The organism is Faecalibacterium sp. OF03-6AC (assembly GCF_003478175.1).
GTDB classification, from domain to species: Bacteria; Bacillota; Clostridia; order Oscillospirales; family Ruminococcaceae; genus Faecalibacterium; species Faecalibacterium taiwanense.
The window spans coordinates 34,019-52,447 of the sequence record NZ_QUEN01000011.1; the positions used below are offsets into that span (position 1 = coordinate 34,019).

The 18,429-nt window shown below is 57.7% G+C and carries 13 protein-coding genes and 1 other annotated feature; of the genes, 8 read left to right on the top strand and 5 right to left on the bottom strand.

Going from position 1 to position 18,429, the window contains the following annotated elements; genetic code table 11:
• Nucleotides 1-5 precede the first annotated feature (5 nt).
• Nucleotides 6-452: a ribose 5-phosphate isomerase B gene (rpiB, locus tag DXA66_RS11780; protein WP_118529122.1), complete on the top strand. Its 447-nt coding sequence runs from the start codon at nt 6-8 to the stop codon at nt 450-452.
• 413 nt (nt 453-865) lie between these two features.
• A complete protein-coding gene (gene upp, locus DXA66_RS11790; RefSeq protein WP_097774028.1) occupies nt 866-1,492 on the top strand; it encodes a uracil phosphoribosyltransferase in 627 nt (208 codons plus the stop codon).
• Nucleotides 1,493-1,594: 102 nt separating this feature from the next.
• Here upp and leuB read toward each other — a convergent pair whose 3' ends face one another.
• The 4 genes from leuB to DXA66_RS11810 all read right to left on the bottom strand — a co-directional run bounded on the left by leuB (nt 1,595) and on the right by DXA66_RS11810 (nt 6,275).
• On the bottom strand, nt 1,595-2,668 hold the full coding sequence (gene leuB / locus DXA66_RS11795) for a 3-isopropylmalate dehydrogenase (protein ID WP_118529124.1): 1,074 nt from the start codon (nt 2,666-2,668) through the stop codon (nt 1,595-1,597).
• Nucleotides 2,669-2,680: 12 nt separating this feature from the next.
• On the bottom strand, nt 2,681-3,169 hold the full coding sequence (gene leuD / locus DXA66_RS11800; RefSeq protein ID WP_097776707.1) for a 3-isopropylmalate dehydratase small subunit: 489 nt from the start codon (nt 3,167-3,169) through the stop codon (nt 2,681-2,683).
• 18 nt (nt 3,170-3,187) lie between these two features.
• Nucleotides 3,188-4,447 (bottom strand): 3-isopropylmalate dehydratase large subunit, encoded by a 1,260-nt coding sequence (leuC, locus tag DXA66_RS11805; protein WP_118529126.1) that lies wholly within the window; start codon nt 4,445-4,447, stop codon nt 3,188-3,190.
• 175 nt (nt 4,448-4,622) lie between these two features.
• Nucleotides 4,623-6,275, bottom strand: a complete 1,653-nt coding sequence (locus tag DXA66_RS11810) for a 2-isopropylmalate synthase (RefSeq protein WP_118529128.1) — start codon at nt 6,273-6,275, stop codon at nt 4,623-4,625.
• Between the two features lie 251 nt (nt 6,276-6,526).
• Nucleotides 6,527-6,794, bottom strand: a binding site (T-box leader).
• Between the two features lie 225 nt (nt 6,795-7,019).
• Here DXA66_RS11810 and DXA66_RS11815 point away from each other — a divergent pair.
• The 5 genes from DXA66_RS11815 (at nt 7,020) to DXA66_RS11835 (ending at nt 16,804) form a co-directional block, all read left to right on the top strand.
• Nucleotides 7,020-9,845, top strand: a complete 2,826-nt coding sequence (locus DXA66_RS11815) for a hypothetical protein (RefSeq protein WP_118529130.1) — start codon at nt 7,020-7,022, stop codon at nt 9,843-9,845.
• A gap of 168 nt (nt 9,846-10,013) precedes the next feature.
• Nucleotides 10,014-11,852 carry an ATP-dependent zinc metalloprotease FtsH gene (ftsH, locus tag DXA66_RS11820; protein WP_118529132.1) on the top strand — a complete coding sequence of 613 codons (1,839 nt, stop codon included), beginning with the start codon at nt 10,014-10,016 and terminating at the stop codon, nt 11,850-11,852.
• 170 nt (nt 11,853-12,022) lie between these two features.
• Nucleotides 12,023-12,658 carry a hypothetical protein gene (locus tag DXA66_RS11825; RefSeq protein WP_044953740.1) on the top strand — a complete coding sequence of 212 codons (636 nt, stop codon included), beginning with the start codon at nt 12,023-12,025 and terminating at the stop codon, nt 12,656-12,658.
• 172 nt (nt 12,659-12,830) lie between these two features.
• Nucleotides 12,831-13,535, top strand: a complete 705-nt coding sequence (locus DXA66_RS11830) for an ABC transporter ATP-binding protein (RefSeq protein WP_097780939.1) — start codon at nt 12,831-12,833, stop codon at nt 13,533-13,535.
• Entirely contained in the window at nt 13,532-16,804 is a 3,273-nt protein-coding gene (locus tag DXA66_RS11835; RefSeq protein ID WP_243089098.1) for an FtsX-like permease family protein, read from the top strand. Before DXA66_RS11830 ends, DXA66_RS11835 begins: the two co-directional genes overlap by 4 nt.
• 364 nt (nt 16,805-17,168) lie before the next feature.
• Here DXA66_RS11835 and DXA66_RS11840 read toward each other — a convergent pair whose 3' ends face one another.
• The gene (locus DXA66_RS11840) at nt 17,169-17,900 is read right to left on the bottom strand and encodes a biosynthetic peptidoglycan transglycosylase (RefSeq protein WP_118529135.1); all 732 of its coding nucleotides are present in this window, start codon (nt 17,898-17,900) and stop codon (nt 17,169-17,171) included.
• 391 nt (nt 17,901-18,291) lie between these two features.
• On the opposite strand from DXA66_RS11840, the gene DXA66_RS14695 reads away from it, so the two are divergent.
• Nucleotides 18,292-18,423, top strand: a complete 132-nt coding sequence (locus DXA66_RS14695) for a hypothetical protein (RefSeq protein WP_005942280.1) — start codon at nt 18,292-18,294, stop codon at nt 18,421-18,423.
• The last annotated feature ends 6 nt before the right edge of the window (nt 18,424-18,429 follow it).

Genomic DNA, 18,429 nt, shown 5'->3' on the forward strand with positions numbered 1-18,429 from the left:
TTTCCATGGCAAAACCCATTGCACTGGCCGCTGACCACGGCGGATTTGAACTGAAAGAAGCTGTCAAGGCGCATCTGAAGGAGCTGGGGCTGGAATACATCGATTTTGGCACCCATAGCACCGACAGCGTGGATTACCCCGATATGGCTGTGCCCGCCTGCGATGCAGTTGTGAGCGGCGAGTGCAGCAAGGCACTGCTGTTCTGCGGCACCGGCGTGGGCATCAGCATGGCAGCAAACAAGATCAAGGGCATTCGTGCCTGCTGCTGCTCTGACAGCTTCAGCTGCGAGTATACCCGCCGCCACAACGATGCCAACGCCCTGTGCATGGGCGGCCGCGTCGTGGGTGCAGGCTTGGCCTGCCAGCTGGTGGATATCTTCCTGAACACCGAGTTTGAAGGCGGCCGCCATCAGCGCCGCATCGACAAGCTGACCGCACTGGAGAACCGCTGATTCTTAGATTTGACGATTGGAATGGCCTCCGTTTTACTCTGGCCATGAATCAAGGAAAAAATATTTTTTTGATTTCGCGTTTGTCGCGGCCCCGACGCTTGTCAGGGCAAAGCCCTTCCATCTGCTATCGCAGATCGCTCGCCTGCTTGAAAGACCCACTGGGGCTTTCATTGCTGCGCAACCGCAGGGCCGCTCCAAACGCATTTTCACGAAAAAGGCCATAAGGGAAGATGAATCTTTTCGTTACGACCCTTCCTGTGAAAAAGAGCATTCAAAAAATCCGCAGATTTTTTGAATGCTCAAAATATAAAAATAAAATTTCCACTGACAATGGCGAAGCGCACGCAGAGCCGTTTCAGATCGTGATCCTGTACCCGATAGAGTTATCTATTTAAAATAAGGAGCGTGTTTTTATGACCCCGATGATCGTTGAGCATCCGCTGCTGCAGCACAAGCTGAGCATTCTGCGCAACAAGCAGACCGGCACCAAGGAGTTCCGTGACCTCGTTGGCGAGATCGCGACCCTGCTGTGCTACGAAGCGACCCGTGACCTGCCTCTGGAAGAGGTGGAGATTGAAACACCCATCACCATGGCAAAGACCAAGGTGCTGGCTGGCCGCAAGCTGGCTCTGGTGCCCATCCTGCGCGCAGGCATGGGTATGCTGGACGGTATGCTGACCCTGCTGCCCGCTGCAAAGGTGGGCTTCATCGGCCTGTACCGCGACGAGGAGACCCTGCAGCCTGTGGAGTACTTCTGCAAACTGCCGCAGGATATCGCAGAGCGCGATGTTCTGGTTCTGGACCCGATGCTGGCTACCGGCGGCAGCGCCATTGATGCCATCACCCAGATCAAGAAGCATGGCGCAAAGCGCATCAAGTTCATCGGCCTGATCGCCGCTCCGGAAGGCATCAAGGCCCTGCACGAGGCACACCCTGATGTGGACATCTACCTCGGTGCAGAGGATGACCACCTGAACGAGAACGGCTATATCGTTCCCGGTCTGGGCGACGCAGGCGACCGCATCTACGGCACCAAGTAAGAAACTGTATCACGGAAGGGCAGCTGGGAACAGCTGCTCTTTTTTGTGCAGACGAAAAGGGGAACGACGGCTGTCGTTCCCCTTTGTGCGTTATGGAAAAACTTAGATCTCGGCCAGAATGGCATCGCCCATGGCGGTGCAGCCAAGGCAGATGCAGCCCTCGCTCATGTTGTCGGCGGTGCGCAGGCCCTTGTCCAGCACCTTGTTCACGGCGGTCTCAATGGCATCGGCTTCCTCGGCCATGCCAAAGGAGTAGCGCAGCATCATGGCAGCAGACAGGATGCAGGCGGTGGGGTTCACGATGTCCTTGCCCGCAATATCGGGGGCCGAACCGTGGATGGGCTCATACAGGCCGCGGGTGCCGTCGCCCAGAGAGGAGGACGGGATCATGCCGATGGAGCCGGTGATCATGGAAGCCTCGTCCGACAGGATGTCGCCGAACATGTTCTCGGTAACGATCACGTCGAACTGGGCGGGGTTCTTGACGATCTGCATGGCGCAGTTGTCCACGAACATCTCGCTGTATTCCACATCCGGGTATTCGGCCTGCAGGCGGTGCATCACGCTTCTCCACAGACGGCTGGTGTCCAAAACGTTTGCCTTGTCCACGCAGCACAGTTTCTTGCGGCGCTTGCGTGCGGTCTCAAAGCCGATGCGGCCGATGCGCTCGATCTCATGCTCCGCGTAGGGCATGGAGTCGATGGCCTGCTTCTCGCCGCTGGCGAGGGTGTGGGTCTCGTGATTGCCAAAGTATACGCCGCCGATCAGCTCACGCACGATGATGAAATCGATGCCCTGTGCCACGATCTCGGGCTTCAGGGGGCTGGCAGGAGCCAGCTGCGGCCAGATCTTGGCCGGGCGGTTGTTGGAGTACAGGCCCATGCCTGCACGCAGACGCAGCAGGCCCTTCTCCGGGCGCTGCTCACCGGGCAGACCCTCCCACTTGGGGCCGCCCACGGCGCCCAGCAGGACGCTGTCCGCAGCAAGGCACTTGTCCAGCTCGTGCTGGGGCAGGGGGTCGCCGTATTTGTCAATGGCTTCGCCGCCCATGGCAGCGTCGGTATAGTGGAAGGTGTGACCGTACTTTTCGGCCACCTTGTCAAGCACGCGGATGGTCTGCTTGACGATCTCCGGGCTGGAGCAGTCGCCCCAGATGACAGCAATGTTTTTTTCCATTGGTTGTTCCTCTTACTTCTTATTCTTGATGGACTTCATCAGTCCACCGGCCGAGATGATCTCCTGAATGAACGGCGGGAAGGGTTCGGCATGGAACACCTTGCCGTTGGTCTCGTCGGTGATCACGCCGGTGTCAAAATCGACGCTGACGGTGTCGCCCGCATTGATGGCATCCACAGCCTCCGGGCACTCCATGATGGGCAGACCGATGTTGATGCTGTTGCGGTAGAAGATGCGGGCAAAGCTCTTGGCAATGACCACCGAGATGCCGGCGGTCTTGATGCACAGCGGTGCGTGCTCACGGGAGGAGCCGCAGCCAAAGTTCCAGCCGCCCACCATGATGTCGCCGTCCTTCACCTTCTTGACGAAGTCCTTGTCGATGTCCTCCATGCAGTGGCTGGCCAGCTCTTTGGCATCCTGTGTGTTCAGGTGGCGGGCCGGGATGATGACATCGGTATCCACGTTGTCCGGGTATTTGAAAACAGAACCTTTTGCGTTCATTGTTGTGCTCCTTTCCGATCAGACCGTGCGGGGGTCGGTGATGCAGCCGGTCAGTGCGCTGGCGGCGGCGGTGGCGGGAGAAGCAAGGTAGACCTCGCTCTTCACATGGCCCATGCGGCCCACAAAGTTGCGGTTGGTGGTGGAAACGCAGCGCTCACCCTCCGCCAGAATGCCCATGTAGCCGCCCAGACAGGGGCCGCAGGTGGGGGTGGACACGATGCAGCCTGCATCAATAAAGGCAGTGGTCCAGCCGCGCAGGATGCATTCCTTGTAAACGGCCATGGTGGCGGGGATGATGATGCCGCGCACGCCCTTGGCAATGTGCTTGCCCTTGAGCACGTTGTAGGCGGCTTCCATGTCCTCCAGACGGCCATTGGTGCAGCTTCCGATCACAACCTGATCGATCTTGATGTCCTTGCCCTCGCTGGCAAGGTGGGTGTTCTCGGGCAGGTGGGGGTAGCTGACGGTGGGTTCCAGCTTGTCCAGATCGATCTCAATGGTCTTTTCGTACTCGGCATCCGGGTCGGCCTCAAAGAACACCGGCTCACGCTGGCTGCGGCCCTTGAGGTAAGCCTTGGTCACATCGTCTACGGGGAAGATGCCGTTCTTGGCACCGGCCTCGATGGCCATGTTGCAGATGCACAGGCGGTCGTCCATCGTCAGGCTGGCAACGCCCGGGCCGGTGAACTCCATGGATTTGTACAGCGCACCGTCCACACCGATCATGCCGATGATGTGCAGGATCAGGTCCTTGCCGGACACGCGGGGGCCGAACTTGCCCTTGAGCACGAACTTGATGGCAGAGGGCACCTTGAACCATGCCATGCCGGTGGCCATGCCTGCGGCCATATCGGTGGAGCCGACACCGGTGGAGAAGGCACCCAGTGCACCATAGGTGCAGGTGTGGCTGTCTGCACCGATCACGCAGTCACCTGCGGTCACAATGCCTTTTTCCGGCAGCAGGGCGTGCTCAATGCCCATCTGGCCCACATCGTAGAAGTTGAGGATATCGTATTTGTTGGCGAACTCGCGGCACTGCTTGGACTGGGTGGCGCTCTTGATGTCCTTGTTGGGCACAAAGTGATCCAGCACGATGGCAATGTGCTCTTTGTCGAACACACCGTCAAAACCGGCCTTTTCAAACTCGTTGATGGCAACCGGGGTGGTGATGTCGTTGCCCAGCACGATGTCCAGCTTTGCATTGATGAGCTGGCCTGCCTTGACCTCGGCAAGACCGGCATGTGCGGCAAGAATTTTCTGCGTCAGGGTCATTCCCATGATGGTACTCTCCTTTTATATTTATAGGCGGCTCGCCCTCTCCGTCTGCTCCCGCTGGTCGCATCCACCTCCCCCAAAGTGGGAGGCCTTGGCAGTCCACGCAAAGTTACCGGTTTCGCCAGAGGCTCTCCCTTTGGGAGAGCTGTCACCGCAGGTGACTGAGAGGGCGAGGATGTTACTTATTATTGATCGCGCTCACCAGTGCCTTGATGCCGGCCACGATGATATCGGTGTCGGTGCCGGCACCCCAGGTGACGGTGTTATCGCCCCAGACAAGGCCGACGTAGGAGGCAGCGCGGGAGGTGGAGCCTTCGTCCAGACTGTGCTCGGAGTAGGTCTCGAGGTGGAACTCCATGCCGGTGGCGCTCTGGATGGCGTTTGCCACAGCGTCCAGACGGCCATTGCCCACCGAGGTGACCACCTTGCGCTGACCGTTCAGCTCCAGCGTGACGGTGGCGGTGATGCCGCCCACCTGTGCAAAGTGGGCTTCCAGAACGTTGAACGGCTTGCAGCGGTTGAGGAAGGCATCCTCGAAGATGTGCAGCACCTCGTTTGCGCTCAGCTCCTTGTGGCTGTGGTCGGAAACGCTCTTGACCTTGTAGCCCAGCGCCTCACGCATTTTGGGCGGCAGGTTGTAGCCGAAGTTCTGTTCCAGCACAAAGCCGATGCCGCCCTTGCCGCTCTGGCTGTTGATGCGGATAACATCGGCATCGTAGGTGCGTCCGATGTCGTGGGGGTCAACGGGGATGTAGGGGCAGGTCCAGCGGTGTTCGCCATGCTCCTTGCGGTAGGCCATGCCCTTTGCAATGGCGTCCTGATGGCTGCCGGAGAAGGCGGCAAACACCAGCTGACCGACGTAGGGGGTGCGCTCGTAAATGTGCATCCGGGTCACCCGCTCGTAGGTGGCGCAGATGTCCGGCATATCGGAGAAGTCCAGCTTGGGGTCCACGCCGTGGCTGTACATGTTCATTGCCAGCGTCACGGCATCCACGTTGCCGGTGCGCTCGCCGTTGCCGAACAGGCAGCACTCCACGCGCTGTGCACCCGCCAGCACGGCCAGCTCTGCGCAGGCCACGCCGGTGCCGCGGTCGTTGTGTGGATGGGTGGAGATGATCACGCTGTCGCGGTATTTCAGGTGCTTGTCGCAGTACTCGATCTGGTTTGCGTAGACGTGCGGCATGCTCATTTCCACGGTAACGGGCAGGTTGATGATCATGGGGCGGTCCGGGGTGGGCTGCATGATGTCCAGCACGGCGTTGCACACATCCACGGCATAGTCCACCTCGGTGCCGGTAAAGCTCTCGGGGCTGTACTCGAACAGGAAGTTGCCCTCATACTCCTCGCTCAGCTGCTTGACCAGCTTTGCGCCGTCGGTGGCGATCTGCTTGATCTCTTCCTTGCTCTTGTGGAACACCTGCTCGCGCTGGGCCACAGAGGTGGAATTGTAGAAGTGGATCACCGCGCGGGGTGCGCCCTTGACGGCCTCAAAGGTCTTGCGGATGATGTGGTCACGGCACTGGGTCAGCACCTGCACGGTGACATCCTCGGGGATCATGTTCTTTTCGATCAGGGTGCGCAGGAACTCATACTCGGTGTCGCTGGCGGCAGGAAAGCCCACCTCGATCTCCTTGAAGCCGATCTTTACCAGCATCTGGAAGAACTCCAGCTTTTCCTCAAGGCTCATGGGCACGATCAGGGCCTGATTGCCGTCGCGCAGGTCCACGCTGCACCATGCGGGGGCTTTTTCAATGTGATCCTTCTTTACCCAGCTGTCATAGCCTGCGGGTACCGGGTAGTAACCCGGAGCGTACTTGGTTGCGTCCATCATAATGTGCGTCCTCCTAAACGATTTACACTTCTTGCGCCATGCTCTTTGTGAGCGTCCTCGCCCTCTCAGTCTCACATTCGTTCGACAGCTCCCCCAAAGGGGGGAGCCCTTGGCAAAACCGGAAACTTTGCCGTACTGCCAAGGCCTCTCACTTTGGGAGAGGTGGCACGGCGTAAGCCGTGACGGAGAGGGCAAGTCTGTTTCCAAAAGGCAGATATACGAAAAGGCTCTCGTCTTTCAAGGCGAAAACCTTGAGAGACGAGAGCCTGTAAAGTTCAAACTACAGGGCACCCGTGGTACCACTCTCTTTGCTGCGCCTTTGGGCACAGCCGCTTTGCACGATCGGCTTTTTGCGGCGAATCGCTGTCCTTGTAACGGTGGACATCCGTCAGAGCCTACTTGTGTGTTCAGCCCTGCCGCTCAGGGGCCAGTAACCGAAGCCCTCTGCACCCGCCTTGCACCACCCGGCGGCTCTCTGTACGCAGAAGAAATTCGTTTTTTCCCCGTCAACGCATTTGTGCTTTTTTCAAAGTGGACTAAGTTTAGCATGATTCGCGGGCAGTGTCAAGCAATCTGACTCATTCTCAAAATGAAACAATTTCACAAAATAAGGGGCAGAATTTTCCTAAATTGTGCACGGGTCGATTCGATGCATTTTTCGGTCGATTCGTGTCAAACGAATGCCCGGGGGGAGCTACGGGTGTATGATAGGATCAAAGATAGAACAGAGGAGGTACACCCTACATGAAACAACGTACCCGTAAATTCCTTGCCGGGCTGCTGAGCCTTGGCCTGCTGCTGCAGGCGGCAAGCCCCCTCAGCGCACTGGCGGCAGAGGATGCTCCCGTGGCGACGCATACTCTGACCGTTACGGTGGGCAATACTACTTACAACCTGACGGCGAATGGTGGAACTGTCAGCTCTGACGAGACATGGCCTTTAGGTTATCCCGCCGTGTCTTATGACGATGGCTTTGCGTTTGAAGGCGGCTTTAATGGCGATGTAACCCTTAACGGTGGAGAAAACGTCACCATCAAGGGTGAATCTTACGCCGTGAATGGTAGCCTGAATGCAACTGTCAATGATCTGACCGTCACAAAATCCGATTCCGCCACTGATGCTGCGATTCGCGGTGATGCAACGATTACTAGCGCTGGTGATGTGAGAATCAGCGGCAACCTTGACTATAATAACATCAGCTTGGTAAATCAGGCTGTTGAAGGCAAGCTGACTGTGAACAGCGCACAGGATGTGAGCATTGACGGCATCCTCAACGGCGGTGCAGATATCAACTGTCAGACCCTTTCTCTGAATTGCGGAAACGGCTCGACCGTCAGCGGAACCCTGACCGTGCACAATGCGCAAAAAATTCAGGCTACCGCTTTTGCTATTTATGGCGTAATCGGCGACAGGGGTAAAGCAGGCAAGCTGGTACTTGATCACTGCACTGGTGCGGTCACGCTTTGCAATACCTACGGTTATGAGGCAGTTCAGGCAGGCACGGTGGAGGTAAGGAATCTGCCGACTGGTTACGTTGCCCGCTATTATGCAGGCAGCTCCGAGGCCGAGAGCACTGAGACCCAGGACGCGAATGATTGTGCAAGATACTCTTATTTCAGAATCGAGTATGTGAATCCGAGCAACAAGACGCTCACGCTGACGAATGCCAAGGCTTACACGGATGCAGCGTACACCACGGAGCTGATCAATGCAACGAGCGCAAACGGCACTTCTACCTATCATGTGGACGAGGGCAAGACAGTCTACGTCAAGGCTGTTGCACCGGGCGAAGGCCAGTGGAAGTTTGGTGGCTGGATAGACCGTGAAGAAACCAGCGAAAAAATCACTGTTACCGTGACCGAAGATATGACCCTGACTGCTAAATGGGTAGAACGGACCACCCATACCCTTACCCTGAAGTATGCCGAAGCCTATGAGGGCGAAACCAAGTTGGTTGGCACTGCTGGTGAAAATGGCACCACTACTTATAAGGTGGAAAACGGCAAAGAACTGACCATCAAGGCTGTTGCACCGGGCGAAGGCCAGTGGACGTTTAAGGGCTGGACTGGCAGCGAAGAGACCAGCGAAAATATCACCGTTACTGTGAACAAAAACATGACCCTGACTGCTAACTGGGTCAAGGAAATCCCTGAACCTGATGAAGGGGTCAACTACGGCATCAAAGTCACGATAGGCAATAATCCTCCCATTGAAGTGACCAGCGAAAACTGCGGGCACATTCTTGAAGTCGGAAACGACAAGCTCACCTATGACCCGGATACCCACACCCTGACCGGTACCGGCAGCTTTGGCAAGATGAAGGTCGAGATCACTGACGATCTCGAGGATAAGGTGGATGTGGTACTGAGCAATGCGAACGGTGCTGTGGTAAATGGCAGCCTGACCGTTACCGGCGCACAGGATGTGAAGGTAACGGGCGTATCCTCCACCGCCCTTATCACGGGGGACGCTACTATTACCTGCGCCGGTGACATCCTGATGGATAATACCGGTTCTGGCAATGTGCTGGGTTATGGTGACCACGGCAATCTCGATGTTCAGAGCGCACAGAATGTGACCATCCATGGTGAGGGCCGTACAAGCACCGATGAAGATGGAAACAGCTATACCATCTATGGCAGAGCCGAGATTGAGTGCAGCGGTAATGTGGAGATCACCAGCCAGAATGGCGGTGCAGTTTGGGACCCGGTCGTGATCACCAAGGCGGCTAATGTGACGATCACTGCAAACCAGCGCGCTGTCTGGGATTCGCGCAGTTACCTCGATTCGTCCATCAATTGCAGTGGTGAAGTGAAGATCACAAGTAAGAATGCTGCGGCACTCCATGATGGCAAGCTGACGATCACTGGCGCAACAGACGTGACCATTTCTGGTAAGCGAGACGAAGGAGCAACCATTGGCGGTGATGCTGAAATCACCTGCTCTGGTGATGTGGTGCTGGAAAACAAGGGCACTGGCGCTGTAGTGGAGAGCAAACTGGTCTACACTCAGAGTCCTGCCAAGGGTTATGAGGTGAAGACCGGCAAGAATGCTGAAAGTGCAACGGTTGCTTATACGGACGAAGAAGGCACAACTTCTTACACTGTGCCGAACACTGAGACGAATCCTGAGACGAATCCTGTACCTTCGTACATCTCCATTACCGCTGTGGGCACTCCTCCTGTCGTGCCCGGCGATGACGACTTTACCGGCGGCGATTCCGGCGCAGGCGGCGCTGTTGCAGCCGTTCTGGTGGGCGGCGCAGCAGTCTGGGGCGGCTACGAGATCACTACCCGGGTGATCCTGCACAACATCCTGCCCGAGGGCGCAGAGATCCCCGCAAACCGCGGCCAGCTGGCACTGCTGGTGTGGAACACCGCAGGCAGACCTGAACCTGTGAACACCCCGGCCTTTGCGGATGTGGCAGATGCCGACACCGCCAAGGCAGCCCAGTGGTGTGTGGAACAGGGCATCATGGATGCCAAGAGCGAGAGCAGCTTCAAGCCGGAAGGCTGGATGCCCAAGTTCAAGACCATTGAAGTGTGGGAAAAGGCATTCCCCAAACAGTAAACCCATGCTGAACCAAAGAGAGCAGCTTCGGCTGCTCTCTTTTTGTATGCAGAGGGGACCTTTGTTAACAAACTGCTAAGTTTTTGGAAAGTTCTGCTCGAATTGCTGTTGCGCCCGGTTTTCCTGTGCTATACTACTTGCATCCGGAACCAAAGGAGGAATTGCCACATGAAAGAAGTCAAACCTTCCAAAAAGCCGCTGGCGATCTACTACGCCATCGTGCTGGCGGTCCTGCTGCTGCTCAACCTTGTGCTGCTGCCGTGGATGAGCGAGCGTCAGGTGGAGGAAGTGGACTACGGTACCTTTATGACCATGACCGAGGAAAAGAACATCGGCCGTGTGGATATCGAATCCAATCAGATCATTTTTACCGATCAAGAGGAAAAGCAGGTCTACAAGACCGGCCTGATGAACGACCCGGAGCTTACCCAGCGCCTGTATGATGCCGGAGCACAGTTTTCCAGCGAGATCGTGGAGCAGGGGTCGCCGATGCTCAATTTCCTGATCTGGTTTGTGCTGCCCATCCTGCTGTTCAGCTTCATCGGCAACCAGATGAACAAAAAGCTGATGGAAAAGGCCGGCGGCGGCCCGGGGTCCATGATGTTCGGCGGCGTGGGCAAGTCCAACGCCAAGGTCTATGTGCAGTCCACCCACGGCATCCGCTTTGCGGATGTGGCCGGTGAGGATGAAGCAAAGGAAAACCTGCAGGAGATCGTGGATTACCTGCACGACCCCGGCAAGTACGAGAGCATTGGCGCATCCATGCCCAAGGGCATCCTGCTGGTGGGCCCTCCGGGCACCGGCAAGACCATGCTGGCTAAGGCCGTGGCAGGCGAATCCAACGTGCCGTTCTTCTCCATTTCCGGCTCTGAATTTGTGGAGATGTTCGTGGGCATGGGCGCGTCCAAGGTGCGCGACCTGTTCCGACAGGCAAAGGAAAAGGCCCCCTGCATCGTGTTCATCGATGAGATCGATGCCATCGGTCAGAAGCGCAACAGCGGCAATCTCGGCGGCAACGACGAGCGTGAGCAGACTTTGAACCAGCTGCTCACCGAGATGGACGGCTTTGAGGGCAACACCGGCGTCATCATTCTGGCGGCCACCAACCGCCCGGATTCTCTGGACCCGGCCCTGACACGTCCCGGACGTTTTGACCGCCGTGTTCCGGTGGAGCTGCCCGACCTCAAGGGCCGCGAAGAGATTTTGAAAGTGCACGCCAAAAAGGTGGCACTGGCCCCGGGCATCGACTTCAACACCGTGGCCCGCATGGCTTCCGGTGCATCCGGTGCGGAACTTGCCAACATCGTCAACGAAGCAGCCCTGCGCGCCGTGCGTGCAGGCCGCAAGAGCGTGACGCAGGCCGATCTGGAGGAGAGCATCGAGGTGGTCATTGCAGGCTACCAGAAGAAGAACTCCATCCTCACCGACAAGGAAAAGTGCATCGTGGCCTACCACGAGATCGGTCATGCACTGGTGGCGGCTAAGCAATCCAACTCTGCCCCTGTGCAGAAGATCACCATTATCCCCCGCACCTCCGGCGCACTGGGCTACACCATGCAGGTGGACGAGGGCAACCACTACCTGATGAACAAGGAAGAGCTGGAAAACAAGATCGCCACCCTTACCGGCGGACGCGCCGCCGAGGAAGTGGTGTTCCAATCCATCACCACCGGTGCCTCCAACGATATTGAGCAGGCCACCAAGCTTGCCCGCGCCATGCTCACCCGCTACGGCATGAGCAAGGACTTTGACATGGTGGCGTTGGAGACCGTGAACAACCAGTATCTGGGCGGCGACACCTCGCTGGCCTGCTCGGCCCAGACCCAGCGCGAGATCGACCAGAAGGTGGTGGGGCTGGTCAAGGCCCAGCACGAAAAGGCTGTCCAGATTTTGACCGACAACCGCGCCAAGCTGGACGAGCTGGCACAGTATCTGTACCAGAAGGAGACCATCACCGGCGAGGAGTTCATGGAGATCCTGAACCGGGAACCGGCACAGGCCCAGTGACCCCGGCGGCAGAGCTTCCAAAAAATTTTATAGCCTGCTGCAATAATCCCGCCGCCGCATCCGTTTATAAGACAGATGCGGCGGTTTTGTATTACACCGCATGGCAGACCATGGTTTTCCACAAAACAAAAATGTGCGGTGCAAAACCGCCGTCAACGGAGGTATTCCAAATGAAACTGAACCATAAATTTGTCCGTACCGTCACCACCACCGCTGCAGTGCTGGGTGCTGCCGCCATGCTGAGCGTGGGCGCATTTGCCGCAGAAGCAGACATCAACGACCCTGCTGCCGCAGGCTATCTGCCCCCGCAGGAGCAGATGGTGCAGGGAGATATCGCCCTGCACAGCGCCGATGTGGCGATCGGCGAAAAGGACCCCACCTACGGCGGCTACGGCGCACCGGAGGGAAACCCCATTCAGGGCAACATCATGCTGATCTCCGGCGATGAGCTGGCCGCCCCGTCCGCAGATGCAGCGGCGAAAAAGAGCGAGGCCCGTTACACCGTCAAGGGCCTGTTCGGCAGAGAAGTGCTGTACACTGCCCGCCAGAAGGACAGCGTGCTGACGCTGGATGTGCCTGCCGGTTCTGCTACCTTCCGCACCACCGTGCAGGACATGCAGACCCTGCTGAACGAGGGTGTGAGCACGCTGGTAGTCCAGACTGAGAAGGGCTCCACCACCCTGAACCTGTCTCTGCTGGTGGAGGGCCAGAAGGGCACCGACCGCGTGGTGCTGCGCCGACTGGGCGAAAACACCTTCCTCACCGTGGGCCTGCGCTGCCGCCGCGATTTGATCGTGGGGCGCTGACCGCTGAGATCAAATGATGAAAGGGCTGCTGCACGCAGGGATGTGCAGCGGCCCTTTTTGCGCTTTTCTGTTAAGTTTTTGAAAATTTGCGCAGATGTCTTTGCAAAGTCTGCCGGGAGATGTTATAGTTAAATTGAAACAGTATGCATTCCCGATAGAAAGGAAAAACGCCATGGAGCATTTTGTGGAGTTTGAGGACGTTTGCAAATATTATCAGACCGGCAGTGTGAAGATCGCCGCCGCAGACCACCTGAATTTTTATGTGGACAAAGGCGAGTTCTGCATCATCGTGGGACCCTCCGGCGCAGGTAAGACCACCCTGCTGAACATCCTTGGAGGCATGGACAGCTGCGACGATGGAAACGTCTGGCTGGACGGCCAGAACGTGAGCCACTTTACCGCCAGAGAGCTCACCACCTACCGCCGGTACGATGTGGGCTTTGTGTTCCAGTTCTACAACCTTGTGCAGAACCTGACCGCACTGGAGAATGTGGAGCTGGCCAGCGAGATCTGCCGCGACCCGCTGGACCCCAAAGAGACCCTGCGCAGCGTGGGTCTGGGAGAGCGGCTGAACAACTTCCCGGCCCAGCTTTCCGGCGGCGAGCAGCAGCGGGTGTCCATTGCCCGCGCACTGGCCAAAAACCCCAAGCTGCTGCTCTGCGACGAGCCCACCGGTGCACTGGATTACAAGACCGGCAAGCAGGTGCTGGCCCTTTTGCAGGATACCTGCCGCCGCACCGGCCGCACGGTGATCGTTATTACCCACAACACCGCCCTGACGGCGATGGCAGACCGCATCATTCAGGTGCGCAGCGGCAAGATCGTCTCCAATCAGGTCAACGAGCACCCTGTGCCGGTGCAGGAGATTGAGTGGTGAGAGCTGTGCTGAAAAGTTATCGTAAAAACATCCTGCGGGAAATGAAGGACAACCTGAGCCGCATGGTCTCGCTGTTCGGCATCGTAGCGCTGGGCGTGATGATGCTGACCGGCCTGATGAGTTTTGCGCCCAGCATGCGCATCGCCGGGCAGAAATACTACGTACAGCAGAACGTGTTCGACCTGCGGGTGCTGTCCACGCTGGGCCTTTCGGAGGAGGACATTGCCGCCATTGCCGCCGTGGACGGCGTGGAGGCTGTGCAGCCGGTGAAATATCAGGACGTGGAGGCCCAGTGGCAGGGTCAGAGCGAGACGGCGGTGGTGCGCCTGCAGCAGCTGCCCGCCGACCCCGGGGCCGACACGGCAGAAAATATGAACCGTCTGGTGCTGCTCTCGGGCCGGATGCCTGAGGCTCCGGATGAGTGCGTGGTGCATGTGATGGGCTACGGCGACCCGGTGGAACCGGGCACGGTGCTCACCCTGCCGGAGGACACCGAACATGTGAGCCGGAAGCAGTTCACGGTAGTGGGCACCGTGCAGGACCCGCAGCATTTTTCCACGGACAAGGAGAGCAGCACCGCTGGTGACGGCCAGCTGGATGATATTGTGTTCCTGCCGGAGGGCAGCCTGACCACGAATTATTATACGGCGTGCTATCTCAAGGTAAAAAATGCCGGTCTGTATGATAATTACTCGGACGCGTATCAGGCGACAGTGGATGACACAGCCGCAAGGGTAAAGGCCATCAGCGGGGCACAGTGCACAGCCCGGCGGGCGGAGCTGATCGAGGATGCCAGTGCAGAGCTGGCCGATGCCCGGGCCGAGTACAACGACAAAAAAGCCGAAGCAGACCGTCAGTTTGCGGAGGCAGAGCAGCAGTTGGCCGATGCACAGGCACAGCTGGACAGCGCCAAAGCCCAGCTGGACGCGGGCGAAGCGGAGCTTGCCGCCGGCAAAAAGGCCCTGCCGGATACCATGCAGGGCGGTGCGGACGAGCTGGTGAGCGGCGAGGAACAACTGCTGGAATTTGAGGATCAGCTGCAGCAGATCGAGATGCTGGTGAACCTGAAAAAGGTGGCCGACCCGCTGCTGGGCTATGCCGAAACGGCTCTGCACAACGCGCAGAAGGCGCTGGACGAAGCGGAACCTGCCGATGAAGAGTACACCGAGCTGCGGGATGCCCTGCAGAAGGCGCAGGATGCTTACGACAACATCAGCGGTCAGCTGAATGGCTATCAGGCCCAGCTGGACGAGGGCAAGCGCCAGATGTATGCACAGGGGCTGATCTCTTCGCCCAGCCTTTCCAACGAGCAGCTGGTGACTGAGGCAAAGGCAGCACTGCGCCAGATGAAGGTAAAGCTTCTGCAGGGTCAGCTGCAGCTGACCACCGGCACGGCCACAGCCTACACCCAGTTCGATGCGGCTCGCACCCGGCTGGACGAGGGCTGGCAGGAATACAGGGACGGCGTGCAGCAGCTGGCCGATTCCCGCGCGGAGTACGAGAGCCGGAAGGCCGATGCCGAACAGCAGCTGGCCGACGGCCTTGCCCAGCTGAACGATGCCGAGGAGCAGGTGAGCCAGATCAAGAGCGGTGAGTGGTATGTGCTGGACCGCGGCTCCACCATGAGCTTTGTCACCTTTGAGCAATATGCCGACCGCATGGATGCCATTGCACGGGTGTTCCCGGTGTTCTTCTTCCTGGTGGCGGCGCTGGTGGCCACCACCACCATGACCCGCATGGTGGACGAGAACCGCCTGCAGCTGGGTACTCTGAAAGCTCTGGGCTACTCCAACGCAAAGATCGCAGGCAAGTATCTGTTCTATGCCCTCAGCGCCAGCGTGCTGGGCAGCATCGTGGGCATGGTCATCGGTTTTGTGGTGTTCCCGCTCATCATCTGGTATGCCTACCAGATGATCTTCAGCATGTCCACCTTTACGCTGCACTTTTACCCCGGCATGGCGGCAGCCAGTGTGGCCATCAGCGCGGCCGTCATCGGTTTTGCTACATGGAACGCCTGCCGTGCCAGCCTGAAGGAAAAGACTGCAGCTTTGCTGCTGCCCCGGGCCCCGGTGGCAGGCAAGCGCATCTTTTTGGAGTACATCACCCCGCTGTGGCAGCACATGAGCTTCTCCCAAAAGACCACAGCCCGCAACCTGTTCCGCTACAAAAAGCGCTTCTTCATGACAGTGCTGGGCGTGGCAGGCTGCACGGCGCTGCTGCTGATCGGTTTTGGCATTCAGGATTCCATCCTGCCCATCGTGGACAAGCAGTCCGGGCAGCTGACCCACAACGATCTCACCATCTCGCTCAGCGATGAAAAGGCGCTGACCATGGAGCAGGGCCTTGCCGACACGCTGGACAGCAGCAGTGCGGTCCACAGCTGGGGCGCGTTCTACACAAAGTCCACCACCCTTTATAATGAAGAGGGCGGGAGCGCCGATGTCAGCATCGTAGGCGCGGAGGACGATGCCCGGATGACCGAATACTTCACCTTCCGCACCCGGGTGGGCCACGACCCCATTCCCTTTGAAGAGGACAGCGTGATCCTGACCGAAAAAACGGCCCTGAATCTGGGGCTGAGCGTGGGCGATACGTTCTATGTGGAGGCAGCAGACGGGAGCCGCGTGCCGCTGGTGCTGACCGGCATTACTGAGAACTACATGTTCACCCGGCTGTATCTCTCCAATGCGCAGCTGCAGGCCCTGCTGGGCAGCACGCCGGAGTGGAACACCGTCTACGGCCTGACCGGCTGTACCACCGAGGCGGAGTACAACACCCTGCGCACAAAGCTGCTGGGCTGCAACTATGTGAGCAGCGTCAGCTTCACCGAGGACACCACCTCCATGTTCGGCAGCCTGATCGGCAGCCTGAACTACGTGGTGGTGCTGATCATCGTGTGCGCGGCGGCGCTGGCGGCGGTGGTGCTGTACAACCTGATCAGCGTCAACCTTGCCGAGCGCAAAAAGGAGCTTGCCACTATCAAGGTGCTGGGCTTCTATGACAAAGAAGTGTACCGCTACATCTTCCGCGAGATCGAGCTTTTGTCCCTCATCGGCTCCGGCGTGGGCCTGTTGCTGGGCGTGCCGCTGCACCGGTTCATTATCCTGACCGTGGAAATGGATCAGCTCATGTTCATCCGCACCATTGCACCCCGCAGCTATCTGCTGGCAGTGGCATTGACGATGCTGTTCACCTTTGTGGTGTGCTTTGCCATGCGGCGGCATGTGCGGCATATCAGCATGGTGGAAAGCATGAAAGCCCCGGAGTGACAGCATGACAGCGGCACCGGGTGCTCCGTCCCGCCTGCGCTCGCCAGACCACCAGCGAGAGAAAGCCCTCGCACTTCCCGCAGCGGCGCATCGTCGATTCTAATTGCAGCCTGCACGTTAGACATGGCTTCGCGCATCTTGCCGGAGCACCCGGTGCCGCTGCCGGCAAAGAACCGGTAAATTCATAAAAGCTTCATATAAATAACATGCTTTCGCAGAAATTCTCTGGTATGATAATGCTACCGACAGGCGGGGCCGCAACCGCCTGAACGGGTAACATGATTCCTCCTTTACCAAACTAAATACCGCAAAACAAAACACCGCGCCTTGTCTGATCCGCAGCAGACAGGGCGCGGTGTCTTGTTTAAACCGTTAAGTTTTCAGCATCTGCGGCAATGGCATCGGCCTGCTGCTGGGTGAGCACGCGGCACTTGACCATCCGCTTGAGCACCACCTGCATCCGCTTGAAGGCAAGCTCCGGGCTGCTGGCGTAGGTGGAAGGCGCGTTGGGCATACCCGCCAGATAGATCGCTTCGGCATCGGTCAGCTGGGCCGGTTCCTTGCCAAAGTAGCCCTCGGCAGCTTCTGCAATGCCATAATACCCGCTGCCAAAATAGATGGTGTTGGCGTACATCTCAAAGATCTGCTGCTTGGAGTAGGTCTTTTCAATATCAAAAGCAGCAAGCATCTCGGCAGCCTTGCGGGCCAGATGCTTGTCCTGCGTGAACAGCTCGTTCTTGGCAAGCTGCTGGGTCAGGGTGCTGCCACCCTCGGCCAGCGAGTGGGTGCGCAGGTCGGCCAGCAGGGCGCGGGCAATGGCCCCCGGGTCGATACCCTTGTGGGTCATAAAATGCTCGTCCTCGGTGCAGATGACTGCGTTAATATAGATCTGCGGCAGCGCATCGTAGGAAGTATAGCTCCCGCGGGCACAGATGGCGTCGTACATGGAAGCCACTGGGTAACTGCTGGCGGCACTGCGGTACAGCTGTCTGCCCTGATAAAAGAACCAGCCGCCTGCCAGCAGCCCGCCAAGCAGCAGGATGCAAAGAACAACGAGCAGGCTCTGCTTTAAAAAATGAAAGAAACGATGCAGCATCGAAAAACTCCTTTGATGATAAAAAAGAACGCTATCATAATAAACGATTTGCAGGGCGTTTGCAAGGAACAGCTTTAGTATAACAATAAAATTTTAAGGTTTTATCAATGGAAAAATAAAAATTTCCGAAGAAGCAGAAGTATTACTCCTGTTGGAACTGCACAACGGGATGCTGCAAATGCGGGCTGCGCATCGTGCAGAAAACTCAATTTGAAAAAAACTGGAATTAACCCATTGACAAACTGGGTAAGAGGGGATATAATGCAAACAATAAATCCACAAACCTAGTGGGAAAAAGAAAACGACGGTTTTGCTTCCCGGCACAGAGCAGATAGAGGCTCCGGTTTGTAGATGAGTGGGAAAGAATTATTTCGGAAAGGAGGGCACGGATATGAAGCTGATTTGGAACGACCTGCTGCATGCAAACTTCCGCTGTGGGCGAATGTGCGGTGACCGGGCAGAACATCTGGCTGTGAACTGTACGATGCCCTCTTGCTGTGCACGAATGTGTACCCGAATGTGACGTTGA